Here is a 20,286-nt window from a genome sequence, read left to right on the forward strand (position 1 = left end):
TGAAATTATGGCAACACAAAGACTGGCTGTTACTGAAGACGCAGCTTTAGTAATAGAGAGATTAAAAGAGGAAAGTGGTCCTCTTGTTTTTAATCAAAGTGGTGGTTGTTGTGATGGAACCGCTCCTATGTGTTATGAAAAAAGTGATTTTTACGTACCTTCAAGAAATGTAAAATTAGGTGAGATTTGTGGATGTGAATTTTTCATGGACAAAGATCAATTCGAGTATTTTAAACATTCTCATATAACAATAGATGTAAAAAAAGAGACAGCCTTTGGTAATTCATTTTCCCTTGAAATAGATCTAGGCTATCAATTTATTACAAAATCTAGAATATTTACAGATGAAGAGTATGCTAATTTAGAAATAAAATAGTTTGAACTCATTTAAATAAAAAAGGATCAAAGACTGCATATCTTTGATCCTTTTTTTATGTCTTACTTTTTCTCTTTATCTTGGTTAGTTATTAAGGCTAAGTTTGTTAAATCATATTTTTGTAATAAATCAAGTACTTTAATTACTCTTTCGTATTCAACTTTTTTATCAATTCGAACTATTACTGCTTTTTGTTTATTTTCAATTGCTTTTAGATTATCTTCTAGTGATTCAAATGATACTTCAATACCTTTGATTGCAAGTTTGTTTTTATTAAGTTCAATAAAAACTTGTTCTTCATCTACTTTCATCTCTTTTGCATTTGCATTAGGTAGGTCTAAAATCAAAGCTAATTCATCTTTTTTAAATACAGAAGTTACCATAAAAAATAGAAGTAAAATAAACACAACATCAATAATAGGTGTTAAGTCTAATCCTAATGGTTCTCTTCTTTTCATTTATTTATCACCAATCTCTTTTTTGGCTTTTAACTCAATAGAATCAAGTTGAGAAATAAAGTGATTATAAGCTAAGTGATGAGGTATTGCAACTATTAATCCTGTGATAGTTGTAATAAGAGCAATAGCTATACCATTTGAGAAGATTGTTGGATCTCCTAGCCCACTTTTAGAAATAGCTTCAAAAGACTTATAAACACCAATTACTGTTCCTAATAGACCTAATAGCGGAGCAACAGTAGCTATGTTTTTAATATAAGTAAGTCCAGTCTCAAGTTTTTTCACTTCATACTCTATTTGAGCGTATGTTGAACTTTGGGCATTTGTTTCAAGTTTTTGTTTGATTTTATTAATCATTGCATTTTTTCTAGGTAGGGTGAATAACTTCCATAAAATAATAGTAAATCCTATAACATTTAAAGCAATTAGAATATATACAAGTATTCCGCCTTTATCAATGTATTCCATTAAATCCATAAATACCCCATTTAATTTTTTTATAATTGTACTAAACTTTTATTAATAGATGGTACAATTTCCTATGACATATACTAATTCTCCAATAGAAAAAATAAATTTTAATAATCATGAAATATTTGTAAAAAGAGATGATTTATTAGATGTAGATTTCTCAGGTAATAAAGCAAGAAAGTTTTATTACTTTTTAAAACATGATTTTCCTAATATTACAAAAATAGTATCCCACGGTTCAGCCCAATCAAATGCAATGTATTCTTTAAGTGTATTATGTAAATTAAGAGGTTGGAAGTTTGATTATTATGTAGATCATATAGCTTCTTATATCAAAGAATCTCCAAGTGGAAACTATAAAGAATCTTTGAAAAACGGTATGAATATTCATGAAGAAGAATTCCCCAAACAATTAGATGAAAATACTATGTTTATTAATGAAGGGGGAGCTTTAAAAGAGGCTCAATATGGTTTAGAGGTTTTAGCTCAAGAGATTATCACTTGGGCAGAACAAAACTCACACGAAAATCTAAAAGTATTTTTACCCTCAGGCACAGGAACAACGGCACTTTTTTTACAAAAGTTTTTGCCTTTTCCTGTATTAACTTGTGCTTGTGTAGGAGATGAAAAGTATTTAGAAAAACAATTTAATGACTTAGAAAAAACAAATCATCCTATAATTTTACAAAGAAAAAAGAAATATCATTTTGGAAAATTATATAAAGAGTTTTATGAAACACATAAAGATTTATTAGAACAAACAAATATAGAATTTGATTTTTTATATGATTCACTGGGCTTTATAGTATTAGAGGATTATCTTAATAGTTTAGAAGATAATAATTCAAAGATTTTATATATACATCAAGGTGGAATTTTAGGGAATATTTCTATGCTTGAGAGATACAAACATAAATATGAAAAAGAAGTATAATTACTTCTTTTTTATATAATTAGAAGTTTTTACAAAACTCTATAAAGTCATCTTTTTTTAAGGCTTTTGAGTATAACCAACCTTGTATTTCATCACAATTTTGTGAAGCTAAGAACTCTTCTTGTTCTTTATTTTCAACACCTTCTGCAATTACTCTAAGTTCAAGTCCTTTTGCTAGGGCAATTACTGTTTTTGCAATGGCAATATCTTTATAGTTATTTGGTAATTCATCTACAAAAGATTTATCAATTTTTAGTTTATCAATAGGAAATTGTTTAATATAATTCAGTGATGAATAACCTGTTCCAAAATCGTCAATAGATAAACTAACTCCAATTTTCTTAAGTTCTTTGAACATTGCTATTGATTTTTCAACATCTTCCATAATAAATGTTTCTGTAACTTCAACTTCAAGGTATTTAGGTTCAACATTGTATTTATTTAAAGTATTAACTATAGTTTTTGTAATCTCACTATGTTTAATTTGTTCCCCTGAAATATTTACAGCAATTTTACCATTTTTAAAAATATTTAAAGAGTGTAGTTTTTTAATAAAAGCACAAGACTCATCTAAAATGTATTCTCCTAAAGGAATAATTAGTTTATTATCCTCTGCATGTGGAATAAAATTAATTGGTGATAACACGCCTAAGTCTTTGTGATTCCATCTAACAAGAGCTTCTGCACCTATTAGTTTTTTTGTTTTTGTATCAATTTGTGGTTGGAAATATACTTCAAATTCTTTATTTTTTATTGCATTTTTTATCTCTTGTTTCATTAATACTTTTTCAAATATTTCAGAAGTCATTTGATTTTTATAAAAATGAAATTGATTTTTACCTGCTGCTTTAGCACTGTGCATTGCAGTATCTGCATGTTTAATTAAATCTTCATACGAAATACCATTATTAGGATATAAAGAGATACCAATAGTAATAGTAGTATCGAAAATATACTCTTCTAATTTTATAGGTTCTGTAAAATCTTGAATAATTTTTTGAGCAATTCTTTTTATATTTTCTTTATTTACATTTTCAATTACTATTACAAATTCATCCCCACCAATTCTAGAAATAGTATCTGCTTTTCTTACATTTTTTTGTAATCTTTGAGATACAAGATTAATGATTCTATCTCCAATTGTATGACCATAAGAGTCATTTACTAATTTGAAGTTATCAATATCAATAAATAGTACAGCTAAACTTTGATGTTCAGTATTTGCTCTTTGAATTGATTGTTCTAACCTTGCATTTAATAGAAGTTTATTAGGAAGATTTGTAAGAGGGTCATGGTGTGCTAAATACTCAATTTGTTCATCTGAATCTTTCATTTTTGTAATATCTGAGAATATAGCTACATAATTAGTAATTTGTCCTTCTTTATTTGTAACGGTACTAATATTTAACCATTCAGCATAGATTTCACCATTCTTCTTTCTATTCCAGATTTCACCTTTGTAAAAACCATTTTTATTAATATCATCCCACATTTTTAAATAGAATTCTTGTGAGTTTTTACCTGATTTTAAAATTTTTGGACTTTTCCCATAAATTTCACTTAGACTGTAACCTGTGATTTCAGTAAAAGATTTATTTACAGATACAACTTTATTTTTTTCATTGGTAATAATAATACCTTCTGTTGTATTTTCAAATACAATATCTGAAAGAATTAATTCTTTTTTGATTTTTTCTTTTAGAGTAATATCTGTGATAAAACAGATGAAATATTGAGCTTCATTTTGTTTGTTATAAGATAGTGATGCAGTTGTACTAACCCAAATAATTGAACCATCTTTTTTTACACATCTTTTTTTTAGATTTACATCTTTTACATCTTTATTTTTTAGTAAAGTATTGAATTTTTCATGTGTTAACTCTAAGTCTTCTTTATGTGTTAAATCAGAAATATTTCTATCTAATAAATTATCTTTCTCATAAGCTAACAATTCACAGATTTTTTTATTAGCATCTAATACTTTATTATCTAGTGATATATGTACAATTCCAACACTATTTTGTTCAAATGTTTCATTATATTTATTGTTAATTTCATTTGTTTTATTTACTAGTTCAGAGATATTAGTAAATAAAAGTTTGATTATTGGGGTTTGAAGTATTTTTACATGTAATATTGTAAGTTGATAAATACTTCCATTTAATTCAATTGTTTGATCTTCAAAACTTTCATCATTTTGAATCTTTTCATAAATATTTTGCCATCTTTGTTTTGGAATTATTTTTGTTACATCATCATCAACTTTTAAATCAAAAAGTTTAGTGGCTTTTGAGTTAAACCAGCTTATTGTATGCTCTGTCTCATCATTGATGAATACTTCAATAAGAGCTTCATTTAATGAATTAAAAGTCTTTTTTGCATCTGTTAGTTTTGATTCTAGGAATAATCCGTAGTTTCCTTTGATGTTATTTAGTAAATCTTTTGAAGTTACAATATAGTGATTATCTAAACCTTGATTATAAATTACAACTCTTCTGATATTATTTTTTTTCATTGCATTTACAATTTCATATACATAAGTTTCACTATCAAAAGTAATTACAGGTGCATGCATGTGTTTTTCAACACATTCATTTGTATTAACATGTTTTTGGGCTAGATCAATAATATCACTTTCTGTGATTATTCCAACTGGAATGTCATTATTATAAATTAAAATTGAGCCAATATTATGTGAAGCCATTATCTCAATTGCTTCTTGAATTGTTGCATCTTTTTCTACGTGTAAAACAAGATTTGAAGTTTTTACAATTTCTCTAATTCTAATATGAGATTTATAAATATCTTTGTCTAATTCATAAATAATTGTCTCTTGTAAAATACACCCTAAATAATTATTTTGTGAATCTGTAATGATTACTCTTCTGATATTATGATTAATCATCAATGATAAAATATAGTCAACTCTTCTATTTTCTTTGCTAATAATTAAGTCTTTTTTTGCAAACTCTAATGCTTTTTGTTTGAAGTCAATATTTTGAGCATAAAGGAAAAGGATATCCCTTTCTGTAATGATTCCAAAAGGTTTTTTATCTTTTAGTAAAACAAGATATTTTATTCTATTTGTTGTCATTATGTCTAAAACATTTTGCAATGTAACATCATGTTCTACATAATCATTTTCTGATTGAATCAATTTTGTAATCATACATCAAGGCCTTTATATAAAAATTATATTATAGCAAAATCTTATAGGAAGAAAATAAATGTAAAGTAAATAGCCGAAAATTTACATAATTTTAGATATAATCTCTAACTATGAAAAAGAAGAATATTATATTAATTGGTTTTATGGGTGTTGGTAAAGGTACTATTGCAAGAGGATTAGTTCAATCTTCTGATATGTTTGCAATTGATACTGACGATTTAATCGAAAGTATGCAGAATCAAAAGATTAAAAAAATCTTTGAAGAGCATGGTGAACCATACTTTAGAAATTTAGAAAAGAAAACTGCTTTATGGTTAGAAAATAGTATTGATAATACTATTATTTCAACTGGTGGTGGATTTTATAAACAAGAAAATATTAATAAAATTGGAAAAGTAATCTATCTAAAATCATCTTTCCAAGGGATACTAGATAGAATCAATGCCGCTCCAAATGCTGCAAGAAAACTTAAAAAAAGACCACTTTTACAAAATTTAGATGAAGCAACAACTCTATTTGATTCTAGAGTTCCAGATTACGAAAAAGTAGCTGATATTGTTGTGGATGTAGAGAAAAAACCTTTAGAAAAAATTGTAGAAGAGATATTAGGACAAATTTAAATGAAGATTATTAGCACAAATGATTCAAACTTCAAAGAAGAGTTTGATGGTATTTTAGCAAGAGCAAAAAGTGATATAAAAGGTGTTTCATCAATCGTTATGAACATAATTGATGAAATTGTTGAAGATGGAAACACTGCACTTAAAAAGCATATTGAAAAGTTTGATAAGTGGGAAGTTAAATCAGATGAAGATTTAATGCTTTCATGTGATGATATGGAAAAAGCTTACAATAACATTGATGAAAAATTAAGAGCTTCACTACATACTGCATACGATAGAATCAAAGCTTACCATGAAAAACAACTTCCAAAATCTTGGTTAGATTTTGAAAAAAATGGAACTATTTTAGGTCAAAAAGTATCTGCGGTTGATAGAGCTGGTTTATATATTCCTGGTGGAAAAGCTGCATATCCAAGTTCACTTTTAATGAATGCAATTCCTGCAATTGTTGCTGGTGTTGAAGAGATTGTAGTATGTACTCCAACTCCTGATAATGAAGTAAATGAACTATTACTTGCTGCTTGTCACTTATGTGGAATTAAAAAAGCTTATAAAGTAGGTGGTGCCTCAGCCGTTGCTGCTATGGCTTATGGAACTGAAACTATTCCAAAAGTTGACGTAATTACAGGTCCCGGGAATATTTTCGTTGCAACTGCTAAGAAATTAGTATTTGGTGAAGTAAATATTGATATGATCGCAGGTCCTTCAGAGATTGGAATTTTAGCTGATTCTACTGCTAAACCAAAATACTTAGCTATTGATTTATTATCACAAGCTGAGCATGATGAAATGGCTAGTTCAATTATGATTACAACGGATGCAAATATTGCAGAGCAGACTAGCGTTGAAGTTGAAAATTACTTACAAACATTAGAGAGAGAAACAATTGCAAGAACTTCTATTGAAAATAGAGGTGTGATTATTGTTACTGATACGATGGAAGAAGCACTTGATTTAATGAATGAAATTGCTCCTGAACACTTAGAAGTAATGACTCAAAATGCTTTTGAATTATTACCATTTATTAAACATGCAGGTGCAATTTTCTTAGGTGAAAATACTCCTGAACCAATTGGTGATTATATTGCAGGTCCAAATCATACTTTACCTACAGGAAGTACGGCTAAATTTTATAGCCCATTAAATGTAGAAAACTTTATGAAAAAAAGTTCAATCATTAATTTCTCAAGAAAAGCAATTGATGAAGTAGGTGAAGCCTGTGCATTATTAGCAGATACAGAAGGGCTTACAGCTCATGCTAAATCTGTTAGAGTTAGATTAGAAAAATAAAAATAAAATATTATAAAAAAATAAAATAAGGAATTTTAAATGTCTATGTTCGGAGAATGGTTTACAGAAGACGAAGATGATATGTTTATGGGAAGCCCTAAGTCAAAATTTTTTGATGTTAGTAGAGAAGCTTCACAAGATGTAGTTGAAGAAGAGTGGGATAAAATTGTTGAAAAGGTTGCTATCTTAGAAATGATGTTATCAGAAGGTAAAGACGAAAACTACGATATTAATGAAGTTATGAAAGAATACAAACTAAATAATGAACAACTAGTAAATAACATGAAAAAAGGTCTTTATGTTGAATTTACTGGTGAAATTATTTGTAGATTAGACGCATAAGGTTATTTTGTGGAAGAGTTACAAGACGTTAAAAACCAAATAAAGACATTTGTTCAAGAGTGTAAAGATGAAAAAAGTTTAGTTCTATTAGATAAATTAGCAACTGGAAAGATGTTAAGATCTAAACTAATCTTAAAAATTGCAGGTGTTAGTGAAGAGTCAATTAAACTATGTGCAGTAGTTGAAATGATTCATGCGGCATCTTTATTACATGATGATGTTATTGATGAAGCAGATACAAGAAGAGGAGCACCTTCTGTAAATGCACTTTATGATAATAAAACATCTATCATGTTTGGAGATATTTTATATTCTAAAGCCTTTACTGAACTTGCACTAATGGACAGAGAAATTGCCCATACAGTTGCAAATGCAGTTACACTTTTAAGTATCGGTGAAATGTTAGATGTTGATTTAACAGAGACATTTAATAGTTCATACGAGAAATACAATGATATGATTTATAAAAAAACTGCATCTTTAATAGAAGCATCTGCTAAAGCAGCTGCTATTCTGTCTGGAAAAGATGCAGATAAATATTCTTTATATGGTAAAAATTTAGGTCTTGCTTTTCAAATGATTGATGATATTTTAGATATCACTCAAGATAGTGAAACTTTAGGGAAACCAGCAATGCTTGACTTTGTTGAAGGTAAAGTAACTATTCCATATTTATTATTACACGAAAGATTAGAAGACAAAACAAAATTAGAATCTTTATATAAAAAAGAATTATCTCAAGATGAAAGTTCTTGGATAAAAGAAGAAATGAATAATACAAAAGCATTAGAAGATTCTATAAAATTAGCTAAAGATTTAGGAAATGAAGCTATTGAAGCTGTAAAAGACGAATCAGATAGCGAAACATTAATTTTCATTATGAAAGCGATGATAGAAAGAGAGTTTTAGATGAGTTATTTAATAATTAGTTTTTCACATAAAAACACTGATATTGAAATGAGAGAAAAACTAGCATTTGGTACAGAAGAAGATAAAAATAGATTTTTAAAAGCTATTTTAGAAGATGGTACAACTAAAGAAGCTGTATTATTATCTACATGTAATAGAGTTGAAATCATAACAAGATCTTCAAATATAAAAAACAGTTCAGAAAAGATACTTGAGAAATTAGCAGGTTACTCTTCTTTGGATTTTGATACTTTATATGATAGAGCTGATATTTATGATAATGATGGAGCTGTTCATCATCTATTTACAGTAGCTTCTGCTTTAGATTCACTAGTAATTGGTGAAACACAAATTGTTGGTCAATTAAAAGATGCCTTTAGGTTTTCACAATCAAAAGGACATTGTTCTGTAAATATTACAAGAGTAATGCAGTTTGCATTTAAATGTGCGGCAAGTGTTAGAAACGCTACATCTTTAGGTACTGGTTCTGTATCAGTTGCATCTACTGCTGTTGCAAAAGCAAAAGATATCATTGGTAATACCTCTGGTGTAAAAGCTCTTGTAATTGGTGCTGGTGAAATGAGTGAACTAACTATTAAACATCTTTTATCTTCAGGATTTGATGTAGTTTTAACAAGTAGAGATACTAAAAAAGCTCAAAACCTTGCTGATACTTTTGATTTACCTGTAGTCGTAGAGCCTTATAGTGAATTAACAAGATTATTAGGTGAAATTCCTGTAATGATTACAGCAACTTCTGCTCCATATCCAATCATTACAAAAGATAATACGCCAAGTGCTTCATTTAATAGACACTGGTTTGATATTGCAGTTCCAAGAGATATTGATGAAATTAATATGTCTGGATTATCAATTTATTCTGTTGATGATTTACAAGATATCGTAAATGAAAATATGACTTTAAGAGCTGAACAAGCAAAAACTGCTTATGGAATTGTAAGTAGAATGTCACTTGAATTTTTTGAGTGGTTAAAGTCTTTAGAGATTGAACCAATTATTAAAAACCTTTATTTAAAAGGTGATGAAGTTATCGAAAAGAAAGTTCAACATGCAATTAAAAAAGGTTTTATTAAAGCAGAAGATGAAGAAAATATTAGAAAGCTTTGTGAAACTGTAATAACAGAGTATTTACACTCACCTTCAAGACAATTAAAAGACATTTCAAAAAATATGGAATGTGATATTGTAGTTGGAACAGTCCAAAAAATGTTTGGACTTAATGGTGAATCATCTAGTAACTTAAAATGTGAACACTTAGTAAAAAATTAAATAAAATTAGGAAAAAATGAATGAAATTTAGCAGAATGTTTATGCCAACAACTAAAGAAACACCAAGTGATGCAACACTAGTTTCTCATCAATTTTTAATCAGAGGAGGATTTATTTCTCAGTCTGGTGCAGGACTTTATGATTTTTTACCTTTAGGAAAAATTGTTTTAGACAAAATTAGAGCAGTTGTTAAAGAAGAAATGGATAATACAGGTGCAAATGAAATGTTATGTTCTTTTGTAACTCCAATGTCTTACTGGGAGCAATCAGGTAGAAACCTAACAATGGGTAATGAACTTCTAAGATTTAAAGATAGAAAACATGGGGAATATGTATTATCTCCAACAAATGAAGAATCAGTAGTAAATATGGTAAAAAATAGAATTACTTCATATAAAAATTTACCTGTTAATCTTTACCACATTAACTTAAAATTCAGAGATGAAGCAAGACCAAGATTTGGACTTATGAGAGGTAGAGAATTCTTAATGAAAGATGCTTATTCTTTCCATGATTCAGCAGAGTGTTTACAAAAAGAATTTGAAGTAATGGAAGAAGCTTACAAAAGAATCTATACTAGATTAGGTTTAGACTTTAGAGTTGTTGATGCTGATTCTGGTGCTATTGGTGGTTCTGGTTCAAAAGAATTCCATGTTCTTGCAAATTCAGGAGAAGATACTATTGTTGTATGTCCTGATTGTGAATATGGTGCAAACATTGAAGCAGCTACTAGAAAACCAAATACAAAAGAATCTCTTGAAACAGCAGAGTTAACAAAAGTTGAAACTCCTAATTGTAAAACAATTGAAGAAGTAAGCACTTTCTTAAATGCTGATTCTTACTACTCAATGAAAGCAGTAATCAAAAAAGCTATCTTTGAAGAATCAAACGAAGTAGTTGTATTCTTTGTAAGAGGATGTGATGAACTTGAAGAGACTAAAGCTTGTAATTCTATTGGGGCTTTAGAGCTTGAAGATGCAAATGATGATGATATTGCAAAAGCTGGATTAGTTGCTGGTTATTGTGGAATTGTAGATTTACCAGAAGGTATTAAAGTAGTTGTTGATCAAGAGTTAAAAAATGATAATAATCTTGTTTGCGGTGCAAATGAAGAAAACTATCATTTAACTGGTGTTGATTTAACTTCAATGGAAGATTTAAGCTTCTCTGACTTAATTACTGTTCAAGAAGGTGATTCTTGTTCTTGTTGTGGTGGAAAACTTGAATACACTAAAGGTATTGAAGCTGGACATATCTTCCAATTAGGAACAAAATATAGTGAAGCTATGGATGCTAAATTCTTAGATGCTAATGGAAAAACTCAACCTTTCGTAATGGGATGTTATGGAGTTGGTGTTTCTAGATTAGTAGCTGCTGTAATTGAACAACATCATGATGAAAAGGGTTGTATCTGGACTAAAGAAACAGCTCCATTTTTAGTAGATGTAATTGTATCAAATGCTAAAAAAGATGAAGAATTAGATGCTGGAATGAAAATCTATGAAGGCTTAAAAGCAGCAGGAATTTCTACTATTATTGATGATAGAAAAAAAGAAAGATTCGGATTTAAAATAGGTGATTTCGAACTTATTGGATTCCCTTATGCAATCGTAATTGGTAAAAAATTACAAGACGGTATGGTAGAAATCGTTGATAGAAAGACTGGCGATAAAACAGATGTATCTTTAGAAGAGGCTGTATCTAAGCTTTCAGAGCTTCTTAAATAATCTTTTAACTTACTTATATGTATAATTCGTAAAAATTATACATATAGGAATTCCAATGGAAAAAAATGTTGAAAATGTAACTAATACAATTAGTTCATATATTCCAGAAAATATTGTTGAAATATTAGGTGGATATGCATTCTCTTTAATTATGGCATTAGTTATTTTCTTAGTAGGAAAATGGTTAGCTAGAAAAATCACAAACTTATTAGTAACTGTTCTTAGAAAAGTTAAAGGTATGGACGAAACTCTAATTAAATTTTTAGAGAATATTGTTTATTACATCTTAATGATTGTTGTTATTTTAACAGCATTATCAGAACTAGGCGTTGAAACTACTTCATTCTTAGCAATTCTAGGTGCTGCTGGTTTAGCTATTGGTTTAGCATTAAAAGACTCTCTTGGTAACTTTGCATCTGGTGTTATGATTATATTATTCAAACCTTTCAAAGTTGGAGATGTTGTAAATGCAGCTGGTGTTACTGGTTCTGTTTCAGAAGTTGGTATTTTTAACTCTGTATTTATTACTCCTGATAACCAAAAAATCATTATTCCAAATGGTGCAATTACTAGTGGTTCAATCACTAATATCAATGCTCATACAACTAGAAGAGTGGATTTAGTGGTTGGTATTGGTTATGATGATGACATTAAAAAAGCAAAAGAAGTATTAAATGATATTGTATCTTCTAATGAAAAAGTATTAGTTGATAGAGGTATCACTGTTGCTGTTTCAGAACTTGCTGATTCATCTGTAAACTTTGTAGTTAGAGCTTGGGTTAATACTCCTGATTATTGGGATGTAAAATTTGGTTTAACAGAATCTGTTAAGTTAAGATTTGATGAAGAGAATATTTCTATTCCTTATCCACAACAAGACCTTCATTTACATAAGAATGATTAATCTTCCTGTAGTTTTACAAACTATTCTAAAAGACTTACAAACAATTGGTGCTAAGCCAGTTGTTGTAGGTGGATGTGTTAGAGATACATTATTAGGAATAGAGTGTAAAGATTATGATATAGAAATTTTTTTAGTAGACTCTTTGGAGCTTATTGAAAAAACTTTAAGTAAACATGGTAGTGTTAAACTTGTAGGTAAATCCTTTGGAGTTTTAATACTTAGTGTTGATGGATATGATTTTGATTTTGCACTTGCAAGAACAGAAAAGAAAATAGGTAATTCACACCAAGATTTTGAAGTAACTACTAATGGTAATCTTTCTTTTACAGAAGCTAGTTTAAGAAGAGATTTTACTATTAATGCCATTGGGTATGATTATTTTGAAGACAAAATTCTTGACCCTCATAATGGAATACAAGACCTAGAAAATAAAACTCTAAAACATATCAAAGATGAAACTTTTGTTGAAGACTCTCTTCGTGTTTATAGAGCTATACAATTTTCTGCTAGATTTGGATTTTCATTAGATAATAAGACTTTTGAATTATGTAAAAAAATAGTAGATAGTGATGAATTGAAATATTTAGCAAATGAAAGAGTATATGAAGAGTTTAAAAAACTATTTTTAAAATCAAAAAAACCCTCAATTGGATTTGAACTTATGAAAAATTTGGGAGTGCTAAAGTATTTTCCTGAATTAGAAGTTTTAGTAGCTTGTGAACAAGATGAAGAGTATCATCCCGAAGGTGATGTATGGATTCATACTTTAATGACTATTGATGAGCTTTCACGTATTGTAAAAGAGCAAAAAATAGAAGACGAATATAGAATACTTTATTTATTTTATGGAATTCTTTGTCATGACTTAGGAAAGCCATTTTGCACAGAGAAAACAGATGAGGGAAGGGTAACTTCACATAAACATGAAGCTTTAGGAATTGAACCTACAATCTCTTTCTTATCAAGACTTACAAATGAAAAAAAGTTTATTGATATTGTTTGTACTTTAGTTAAAAATCACTTAGCTCCATTTCAATTATATTTAGCAGAATCATCATTAAAAGCAGTGAAAAGATTATCTTTAAAAGTAAATATTGAAGACTTATGTATTGTATGTCTTGCTGATTGTTTAGGTAGAGATATTAAAGATAAAGAAAAATGCCCAAAAGCAACTTCTTGGCTGTTAGAAAAAGCAAAAGAATTAAATATCCAAAATGAAGCATTAAAACCCTTTGTTCAAGGTAGAGATTTAATAGCTTTAGGATTAAAACCTAGTAAAGAGTTTAAAGAGATTTTAGATTTTGCTTTTGATTTACAAATAGATGAGAATATGGATAAAGAAAATATTTTATTAAGTTTAAGGGATAAATATAATTTATAATATAGAAGTAGTTAAAAAACTACTTCTAAAAGATATTATTGATTAATAATATGAACATCTCTTTGTGGGAATGGAATAGTAATATTATTAGCATCAAGAGCTTTTTTAATATCTTCCCTTACTCCAAAGTATACATCCCAGTAATCATCTGTATTACACCAAGGCATTACAAGTAGATTTACTGAAGAATCTGCTAATGCATTTACTCCAACCGCACAAGCTGGGTCTTTTAAAACCTTGTCATTTTTAGCAATTGTTTCTAAAATAACTCTTTTGGCATCATCAATATTACTATCATATGAAATACCAACTTCCATATCAACTCTAATAGTTCCGTTTGCAGTAATATTCATAATAGAATTAGATGAAACCGCTGAGTTAGGTAAGATAATTGTTTGATTTTGGAATGTAGTTAAAATAGTATTAAAGATTTGAATCTCTTTTACTATTCCCATTTGACCTTGAGATTCAATTAAATCTCCAATTTTATATGGTCTGAAGATTAATAATAAAACTCCTCCAGCAAAGTTAGATAATGAACCTTGAAGTGCTAAACCTACAGCTAAACCAGCAGCACCAAGTACAGCTACAAATGAAGTAGTAGCAATTCCTACCATAGAAGCAACAGAGATAAATAGTAATAGTTTTAATCCCCAAGAAGCTAAGCTTTTAAGAAATGGAATTAATGTTTGGTCTGTTTTAGATGCGATTAATGCTTTTTCTAAAACTTTAACAACTCCTGAGATTACCCATAATCCAATAATTAAAGTAATAATTGCAAGGGCAAGTTTTGGTGAGTATTCAATAGTAAGACTAATGGCTTGTGATATGTATTCTTCCATAGAAGATCCTTTAGATAATAATTTTGCTAATTATATCTAACTCAGCTAAAAAAAGCTGAGTTTTTAAGGTCTGATTGTATAGTTTTCACTTCCATTTATTGAATGGAAAATAGTTACGTCATATTTTTTAGCGTAATATCTAAGTAGAAGTTTTTGCAATGTTGGTTCAATAGAAGGTGTAAACCAAGCATTATTTGATGTAGCAATCATGTATTTTACACCATTTAGGTTTTCAAATATTTTATCTGTTGTTGCTTCATAACAAATTGCATTTCTTATTTTTTGTCCTTTGATTATAAAATCAGTAGGCTCCTGTGCTTTTGCATAATCTTGTGCTCCACCATAAAATGTGTCATTAATTAAATCAACAAAAAATTTAGGTAATGGAATCTCTTCACCAAAAGGAACTAAAACAACTTTTTTAGCAATTTTTAACTCACCTTTTGAGAAGTGATAAGTTGCATTATAAACTCTTTGATTTTCAAAGTATAACGAACCTACAAGAATATCAATTTTATTAGAACGTTCACTTAAATGCTCTAATAATAATTCATTTCTATTTAAAATAATAGGAAGAGAAGTTTCTGGTAAAACAAGTAAATCTTTTTTATCTAAAATTGCTTTATCTATTTCTTCTAAATTTTTTTCAATTAAAGTATCTTTATAATTCTTTTTCCATTTTAAATCTTGAGTAATATTAAATTGTGGAATTGCCATTGAAGCTTTTGGGTTATCAATATATAAGCCTGTTGTACTTTGATATGCTACAAGTAAAGGCAGAAAAGATAGTACTTTCATACGTCTTAACTTTATCATCATATAAACAGCAACTAATATTAAAGCAAAATCTTCTTTACTTACACCAAAATATGAATCAATAAATAATAATTCAAATTTCATCCAGTTAAAACCAAATGGTGCAATAAAAGTAAATCCAAATATTAGTAGTAATCTAATGAAGGTACTTTTGAATATTCCTAGAATGGTAAATATTATTCCATATCCTAATCCAATGGCAAATAAAAGTACTGGTGCTAAATATGATAATTCATAGTATTGTAGACTAATAGCCATCCAGTAAAACCATAAATTAGCTGTTAAAAAACCTGCTAAAAATAGAGAAGTTCTTGGAATTACTAATAAAGCATAAATTGCAAGTATTCCTAAAATAGTGTTTAAAAGTTTGTATTGGATATCAAAATAGCTTAAGTATATAAAAGCACTCAACAATATGGCTGTAATGAAGCCTTTTATTATATAGTTTTTGTTAGAATTATCGCGTTTTACTAAAAACATACTAAACTACTTTCAAAAAGGAAATTTAATGGAAGGCTCAAGTGCAGATCTAATAAGTTCATTATTACCTCTTGTTGCATTATTTGCAATATTCTACTTCTTAATCATTAGACCACAACAAAAACAAGCGAAAACTCATAAAGAGATGGTGGCTAATCTTAAAAAAGGTGATAAGATTGTAACAAATGGCGGCTTAATCGTAGAAGTAACTAAAGTGGAAGAAGACCATTTTGTAGTTAAAAATAACGATGGTTCAGAAATGAAATTAATCAGAGAGTTTGTTGCAAAACTTTTAGAAGACTAATAATCTTTACTTTTTAAAACATGAAAATTCTTTCATGTTTTATACTTCAAATTTAAAAACCCCTTACTAAGGATTAAGATTGAAAATCTTTAATTATAGACTCGTAATATTTGCGTTAAGTATTATATTTGGTGTTGTTTTTTCAATTCCTTCATTAATGCAAACAGATAGTGGAAAAAAAATCTCATTAGGACTTGACTTACAAGGTGGATTACACATGTTACTTGGTGTAAACACGGAAGAAGCAGTTACTTCGAAGATTAAAACTATAGCTACATCAATAAAATATTTCTCAGATGATGAAGATTTATTAATAGATGGATTATCTATTGATGGAGATAGTGTTGTATTTACTGTATTAGATGGTGATGAAATTCCTAAAATGGATGAGATGTTAACTCAGATCAAAGGTTTAGACGTTTCAAAAGATGAATTATCATATAGAGTAAAATTATCAAATGAAGAAGTTGAAAGAACAAAAGACTTATCAGTATCTCAAGCAGTTGAGACTATCAGAAATAGACTTGACCAATTTGGACTTGCTGAACCTTCTGTTGTTAGACAAGGTGCTACTGATATTGCTGTTCAATTACCTGGAATCAAAACACAAGCTGAAGAAAAAGCTGCAAGAGAACTTATCTCTAAACCAGCTAACTTAGAGCTTATGGCTATTGATGAAGATAGAGCTGACCAAGTATATACATTAAGTGCTAGTGAAGCTGCTGAATATGGTGACATTATTTTAGAAGATACTAAAAATTCTGCTCAAAAATATCTAGTGAAAGAAATTCCTATTTTAAACGGAAGTCAAGTAATCGATGCACAAGTTGCATTTGATCAAGCTAACCAAGCAATTATTAACTTTACACTTAATTCAAGTGGAGCTAGAATTTTTGGTGACTTTACTGCTAAAAGTATTGGAAAAAGACTTGCTGTTGTTTTAGATGGAAAAGTATATTCTGCACCAAATATTCGTGAGAGAATCGGTGGTGGTTCTGGACAAATTTCTGGTGGATTTACTTTAGTTGAAGCTGGTAATGTTGCTATTGCTTTAAGATCAGGAGCTTTACCTGCATCTGTTAAGTTATTAGAAAAAAGATCAGTTGGACCATCACTTGGTGCTGATTCAATTAAAGCTTCTACAATTGCTTTAATTTCTGGTTTTGCTATTGTATTTATCTTTATGATTATTTACTATAGACGTGCTGGTATTATTGCTAATATTGCATTAGTTACTAACATCTTTATTATCATTTCTGTAATGGCAATGTTTGGAGCAACTTTAACTTTACCTGGTATGGCTGGTATTGTACTTACTGTAGGTATGGCAGTAGATGCAAACGTTATTATTGGTGAGAGAATTAGAGAGTTATTGAAACAAGGTGTTTCTGTAGCTAAATCTATTGAAGACGGTTATGCAAATGCTATGAGAGCAATTCTTGATGCAAATATCACTACTTTATTAGTGGCAGTGATTTTATATGCTTATGGAACTGGACCTATTAAAGGATTCGCAGTTACTATCTCTATTGGTATTTTAGCTTCTATGTTAACAGCAATTTTAGGTACTCATGGTATTTATGAAGCTTTAGCTGGAAAAATATCTAAAGATAAAGATATCAAAAAATGGTTTGGAGTTAAATAATGGAAATTTTTAAATCAAATAAAGTTTATAACTTTATGGGGAAGAGACTTCCTTTCTTAGGATTCTCTTCATTATTAGTTATTGCTTCAATCGTTCTTTTATTAACTAAAGGTGTTAATTTTGGTATTGACTTTGTTGGTGGTACAATCGTACAAGTTAAGTATGAGCAAAAAGCCCCAATTAAAGAGATTAGAGAAACTTTAAAATCAACAGAATATCATAATGCTTCTATTACTGAATTTGGTAGTGCGGATGAAGTTGTAATTAGAATTACAGGTTCTTCATCTAATATTGCTAATGATATTGGTGATGAAATGCACGTACTTCTTAAATCAACAGGTGATTTCGAAGTAAGAAGAGTTGATATTGTTGGTCCTAAAGTTGGTGGAGAGCTTAGAGAAAAAGGTCTTATGGCTTTAGGTTTATCTATGCTTGTAATCTTAGCTTATGTATCATTTAGATTCGAGTGGAGATTCGCCGTTGCTTCTATTTTAGCCTTAGCCCATGATGTTACTATTGCATTAGGTGCTATTGCATTATTTAATGTAGAAGTAAACTTAGATATCTTAGCTGCAATTCTTACAATCTTAGGATATTCACTAAACGATACAATTATTGTATTCGATAGAATTAGAGAAGGTGTGCAAACATCTAAAGAGACAGTATTAGAAAAAGTAGTAAATGAATCAGTAAGTAGAACTTTATCAAGAACTACTCTTACTTCTTTAACTACATTCTTTGTTGTTATTACTCTATTCTTATTCGGTGGAGAGATTATTCACGGATTTGCATTTACAATGCTTGTAGGTGTTATTGTAGGTACGTATTCATCTATCTTTATTGCTGCATCATTCTTAGTTCAATTAAAATTCTCAATTAATGACTTTAGAAACAAAGAAGCAGATAAGCAAAAGAGACAAAAAGAGAAAGACAAGATTAGAGCTATGTACGAGCAAGGTACAGTTTAGTATATAAACTTGTTTTTAGAAATATAGGTGAGGGTGTTTATCCCTTGCCTTTTTTTATGCCTGATTTTTAATTCTATTTATATTTTAAATTCAATATATTATTTTGTAGTGATGCTTCTACTTTTTCTTTTTAGTAAAGAAAAACTAGGAAAAAGAAAAGCGTATCGAGAGTTGTATTTTGAGGGATTTGTTTCAATCTTTGCTAAAATTTAAAAACTCGTTCGTACCTCTCTCAAACAGTTTAAATTTCTTAACGCTCATCAATCAATAAATCTTTTCCTCAAAATACAAATCGATACAGACCTCTCCTCATTTAAAACTTTCACATCATATAAAAAGCTGAAGGATAGAAGTGAGCATTTTCTAAATCACGTGAATAAAAATCTATTTAAATTCGTTAAGAAATTTGAACTGTCTGAGCGGAGCGAGTTTTCAAATTTTAGAATTTAGATATATTTTTTAGTGATTTTGAATCTCTGCTCACGATTTTTTGTTTCTTTTTTCTAAAAAAAGAATGAAGAATAACAATAAAAAAGATAAAATATAATTTGTTATTTTAATATGAAAGAAATTAAATGAAATGTAGATGTGACGTTTGTAATGAAGAATATGAAGAAAAATATTTTGATAGATATCAGAATAAATGTATTCTACATTGTGAAAAAGATGATTGGTATGAATTAGATGAAAATAAAAATAAAAATTGGGATAAGTCCAAAGGAAAAGTAAAAAAATTCTGGATACTTATTCAAAGAGAATTAAATGAATATTATAAGAGTGACTTTTATGATGATTATATTAACAATCATACTTTAATTTATGATAGGGTGATTTTTCCAATTTTTGAAAAAGATGTTCCTTATTTTGATGGTATGTATAATATTGATGAGCAAGGGACAAACTTTTATTATTTTGGAGAAATTGAGCATCAGCAAAAAAAGGAATATCGTTTAAATGATATTATAGATGATATCAATATATCATTTAATAAGTGTACTTTTTTGGATAATACACAGTTTTGGAAATACAGTTTTAAAAAAAGCCTAAAGTTTTATTCGTGTAGATTTACAGAAAAAATATTTTTACCTCAAGAATTAGATTGTGAATTAATATTGGGTAATTGTTATATACCTAATAGTTTATTTTTAAGAGAAATTAATTTTAAAAAAAAAGTAACTATTAGTTTTCCAAAAGAATTAGATTCTATCTCCATTATAGGATGTTCTTTTAATTTAGAGTTAGATATTTATATAGATAAACTGAAAAATATTTCATTAAGTTCATCAAAATTTTATTCTTAAGTGTCTCTTTTTAATCCAAATAGCAAGAATATTTTTAATTCTATTGACTTTGAATA

General features: G+C 28.5%; 19 protein-coding genes. 14 read left to right on the forward strand and 5 right to left on the reverse strand.

The genetic code is table 11. The features are described 5' to 3' along the window. Positions 1–7 precede the first annotated feature (7 nt). The gene (locus tag ALEK_RS03115) at positions 8–376 is read left to right on the forward strand and encodes a DUF779 domain-containing protein (RefSeq protein WP_071626275.1); all 369 of its coding nucleotides are present in this window, start codon (positions 8–10) and stop codon (positions 374–376) included. 62 nt (positions 377–438) lie between these two features. Here ALEK_RS03115 and ALEK_RS03120 read toward each other — a convergent pair whose 3' ends face one another. Then, positions 439–834: an ExbD/TolR family protein gene (locus ALEK_RS03120; RefSeq protein ID WP_071626274.1), complete on the reverse strand. Its 396-nt coding sequence runs from the start codon at positions 832–834 to the stop codon at positions 439–441. Then, positions 835–1,311, reverse strand: a complete 477-nt coding sequence (locus ALEK_RS03125) for a MotA/TolQ/ExbB proton channel family protein (RefSeq protein ID WP_071626273.1) — start codon at positions 1,309–1,311, stop codon at positions 835–837. Positions 1,312–1,375: 64 nt separating this feature from the next. Between ALEK_RS03125 and ALEK_RS03130 the strand changes: the two genes are divergently transcribed. Further along, positions 1,376–2,239: a 1-aminocyclopropane-1-carboxylate deaminase gene (locus ALEK_RS03130; RefSeq protein WP_071626272.1), complete on the forward strand. Its 864-nt coding sequence runs from the start codon at positions 1,376–1,378 to the stop codon at positions 2,237–2,239. Between the two features lie 19 nt (positions 2,240–2,258). Here the strand turns inward: ALEK_RS03130 and ALEK_RS03135 are convergent, their stop codons facing one another. Beyond that, positions 2,259–5,408 carry an EAL domain-containing protein gene (locus tag ALEK_RS03135; protein WP_071626271.1) on the reverse strand — a complete coding sequence of 1,050 codons (3,150 nt, stop codon included), beginning with the start codon at positions 5,406–5,408 and terminating at the stop codon, positions 2,259–2,261. A gap of 110 nt (positions 5,409–5,518) precedes the next feature. Between ALEK_RS03135 and ALEK_RS03140 the strand changes: the two genes are divergently transcribed. From ALEK_RS03140 to ALEK_RS03175, 8 genes are read left to right on the forward strand one after another with little or no spacing between them, the layout of a single operon-like run. Next, a complete protein-coding gene (locus ALEK_RS03140) occupies positions 5,519–6,028 on the forward strand; it encodes a shikimate kinase (protein ID WP_197950329.1) in 510 nt (169 codons plus the stop codon). Beyond that, positions 6,029–7,321 carry a histidinol dehydrogenase gene (gene hisD, locus ALEK_RS03145; protein WP_071626269.1) on the forward strand — a complete coding sequence of 431 codons (1,293 nt, stop codon included), beginning with the start codon at positions 6,029–6,031 and terminating at the stop codon, positions 7,319–7,321. A gap of 39 nt (positions 7,322–7,360) precedes the next feature. Further along, complete coding sequence (locus ALEK_RS03150; RefSeq protein ID WP_071626268.1) at positions 7,361–7,663, forward strand: DUF2018 family protein; 303 nt, start codon at positions 7,361–7,363, stop codon at positions 7,661–7,663. Between the two features lie 9 nt (positions 7,664–7,672). Continuing rightward, positions 7,673–8,572: a polyprenyl synthetase family protein gene (locus ALEK_RS03155; RefSeq protein WP_071626267.1), complete on the forward strand. Its 900-nt coding sequence runs from the start codon at positions 7,673–7,675 to the stop codon at positions 8,570–8,572. Next, positions 8,573–9,862: a glutamyl-tRNA reductase gene (gene hemA, locus ALEK_RS03160; protein WP_071626266.1), complete on the forward strand. Its 1,290-nt coding sequence runs from the start codon at positions 8,573–8,575 to the stop codon at positions 9,860–9,862. A gap of 20 nt (positions 9,863–9,882) precedes the next feature. Beyond that, complete coding sequence (locus ALEK_RS03165) at positions 9,883–11,589, forward strand: proline--tRNA ligase (RefSeq protein ID WP_071626265.1); 1,707 nt, start codon at positions 9,883–9,885, stop codon at positions 11,587–11,589. Positions 11,590–11,644: 55 nt separating this feature from the next. Next, positions 11,645–12,493, forward strand: a complete 849-nt coding sequence (locus ALEK_RS03170) for a mechanosensitive ion channel family protein (protein ID WP_071626264.1) — start codon at positions 11,645–11,647, stop codon at positions 12,491–12,493. After that, positions 12,486–13,874, forward strand: a complete 1,389-nt coding sequence (locus tag ALEK_RS03175) for a CCA tRNA nucleotidyltransferase (protein ID WP_083574610.1) — start codon at positions 12,486–12,488, stop codon at positions 13,872–13,874. Before ALEK_RS03170 ends, ALEK_RS03175 begins: the two co-directional genes overlap by 8 nt. A gap of 35 nt (positions 13,875–13,909) precedes the next feature. Here ALEK_RS03175 and ALEK_RS03180 read toward each other — a convergent pair whose 3' ends face one another. Beyond that, positions 13,910–14,716 carry a mechanosensitive ion channel family protein gene (locus tag ALEK_RS03180; RefSeq protein ID WP_071626263.1) on the reverse strand — a complete coding sequence of 269 codons (807 nt, stop codon included), beginning with the start codon at positions 14,714–14,716 and terminating at the stop codon, positions 13,910–13,912. Positions 14,717–14,779: 63 nt separating this feature from the next. Continuing rightward, positions 14,780–16,012 carry an apolipoprotein N-acyltransferase gene (locus ALEK_RS03185; protein ID WP_071626262.1) on the reverse strand — a complete coding sequence of 411 codons (1,233 nt, stop codon included), beginning with the start codon at positions 16,010–16,012 and terminating at the stop codon, positions 14,780–14,782. A gap of 28 nt (positions 16,013–16,040) precedes the next feature. On the opposite strand from ALEK_RS03185, the gene yajC reads away from it, so the two are divergent. The 4 genes from yajC to ALEK_RS03205 all read left to right on the forward strand — a co-directional run bounded on the left by yajC (position 16,041) and on the right by ALEK_RS03205 (position 20,230). After that, positions 16,041–16,316 (forward strand): preprotein translocase subunit YajC, encoded by a 276-nt coding sequence (gene yajC / locus ALEK_RS03190; RefSeq protein ID WP_071626261.1) that lies wholly within the window; start codon positions 16,041–16,043, stop codon positions 16,314–16,316. Positions 16,317–16,395: 79 nt separating this feature from the next. Then, a complete protein-coding gene (gene secD, locus ALEK_RS03195; RefSeq protein WP_071626260.1) occupies positions 16,396–17,961 on the forward strand; it encodes a protein translocase subunit SecD in 1,566 nt (521 codons plus the stop codon). Then, a complete protein-coding gene (secF, locus tag ALEK_RS03200) occupies positions 17,961–18,929 on the forward strand; it encodes a protein translocase subunit SecF (protein ID WP_071626259.1) in 969 nt (322 codons plus the stop codon). Before secD ends, secF begins: the two co-directional genes overlap by 1 nt. Positions 18,930–19,504: 575 nt before the next feature. Beyond that, on the forward strand, positions 19,505–20,230 hold the full coding sequence (locus tag ALEK_RS03205; protein WP_071626258.1) for a hypothetical protein: 726 nt from the start codon (positions 19,505–19,507) through the stop codon (positions 20,228–20,230). Positions 20,231–20,286: the final 56 nt, after the last annotated feature.

Source organism: Poseidonibacter lekithochrous (assembly GCF_013283835.1).
Lineage (GTDB): Bacteria > Campylobacterota > Campylobacteria > Campylobacterales > Arcobacteraceae > Poseidonibacter > Poseidonibacter lekithochrous.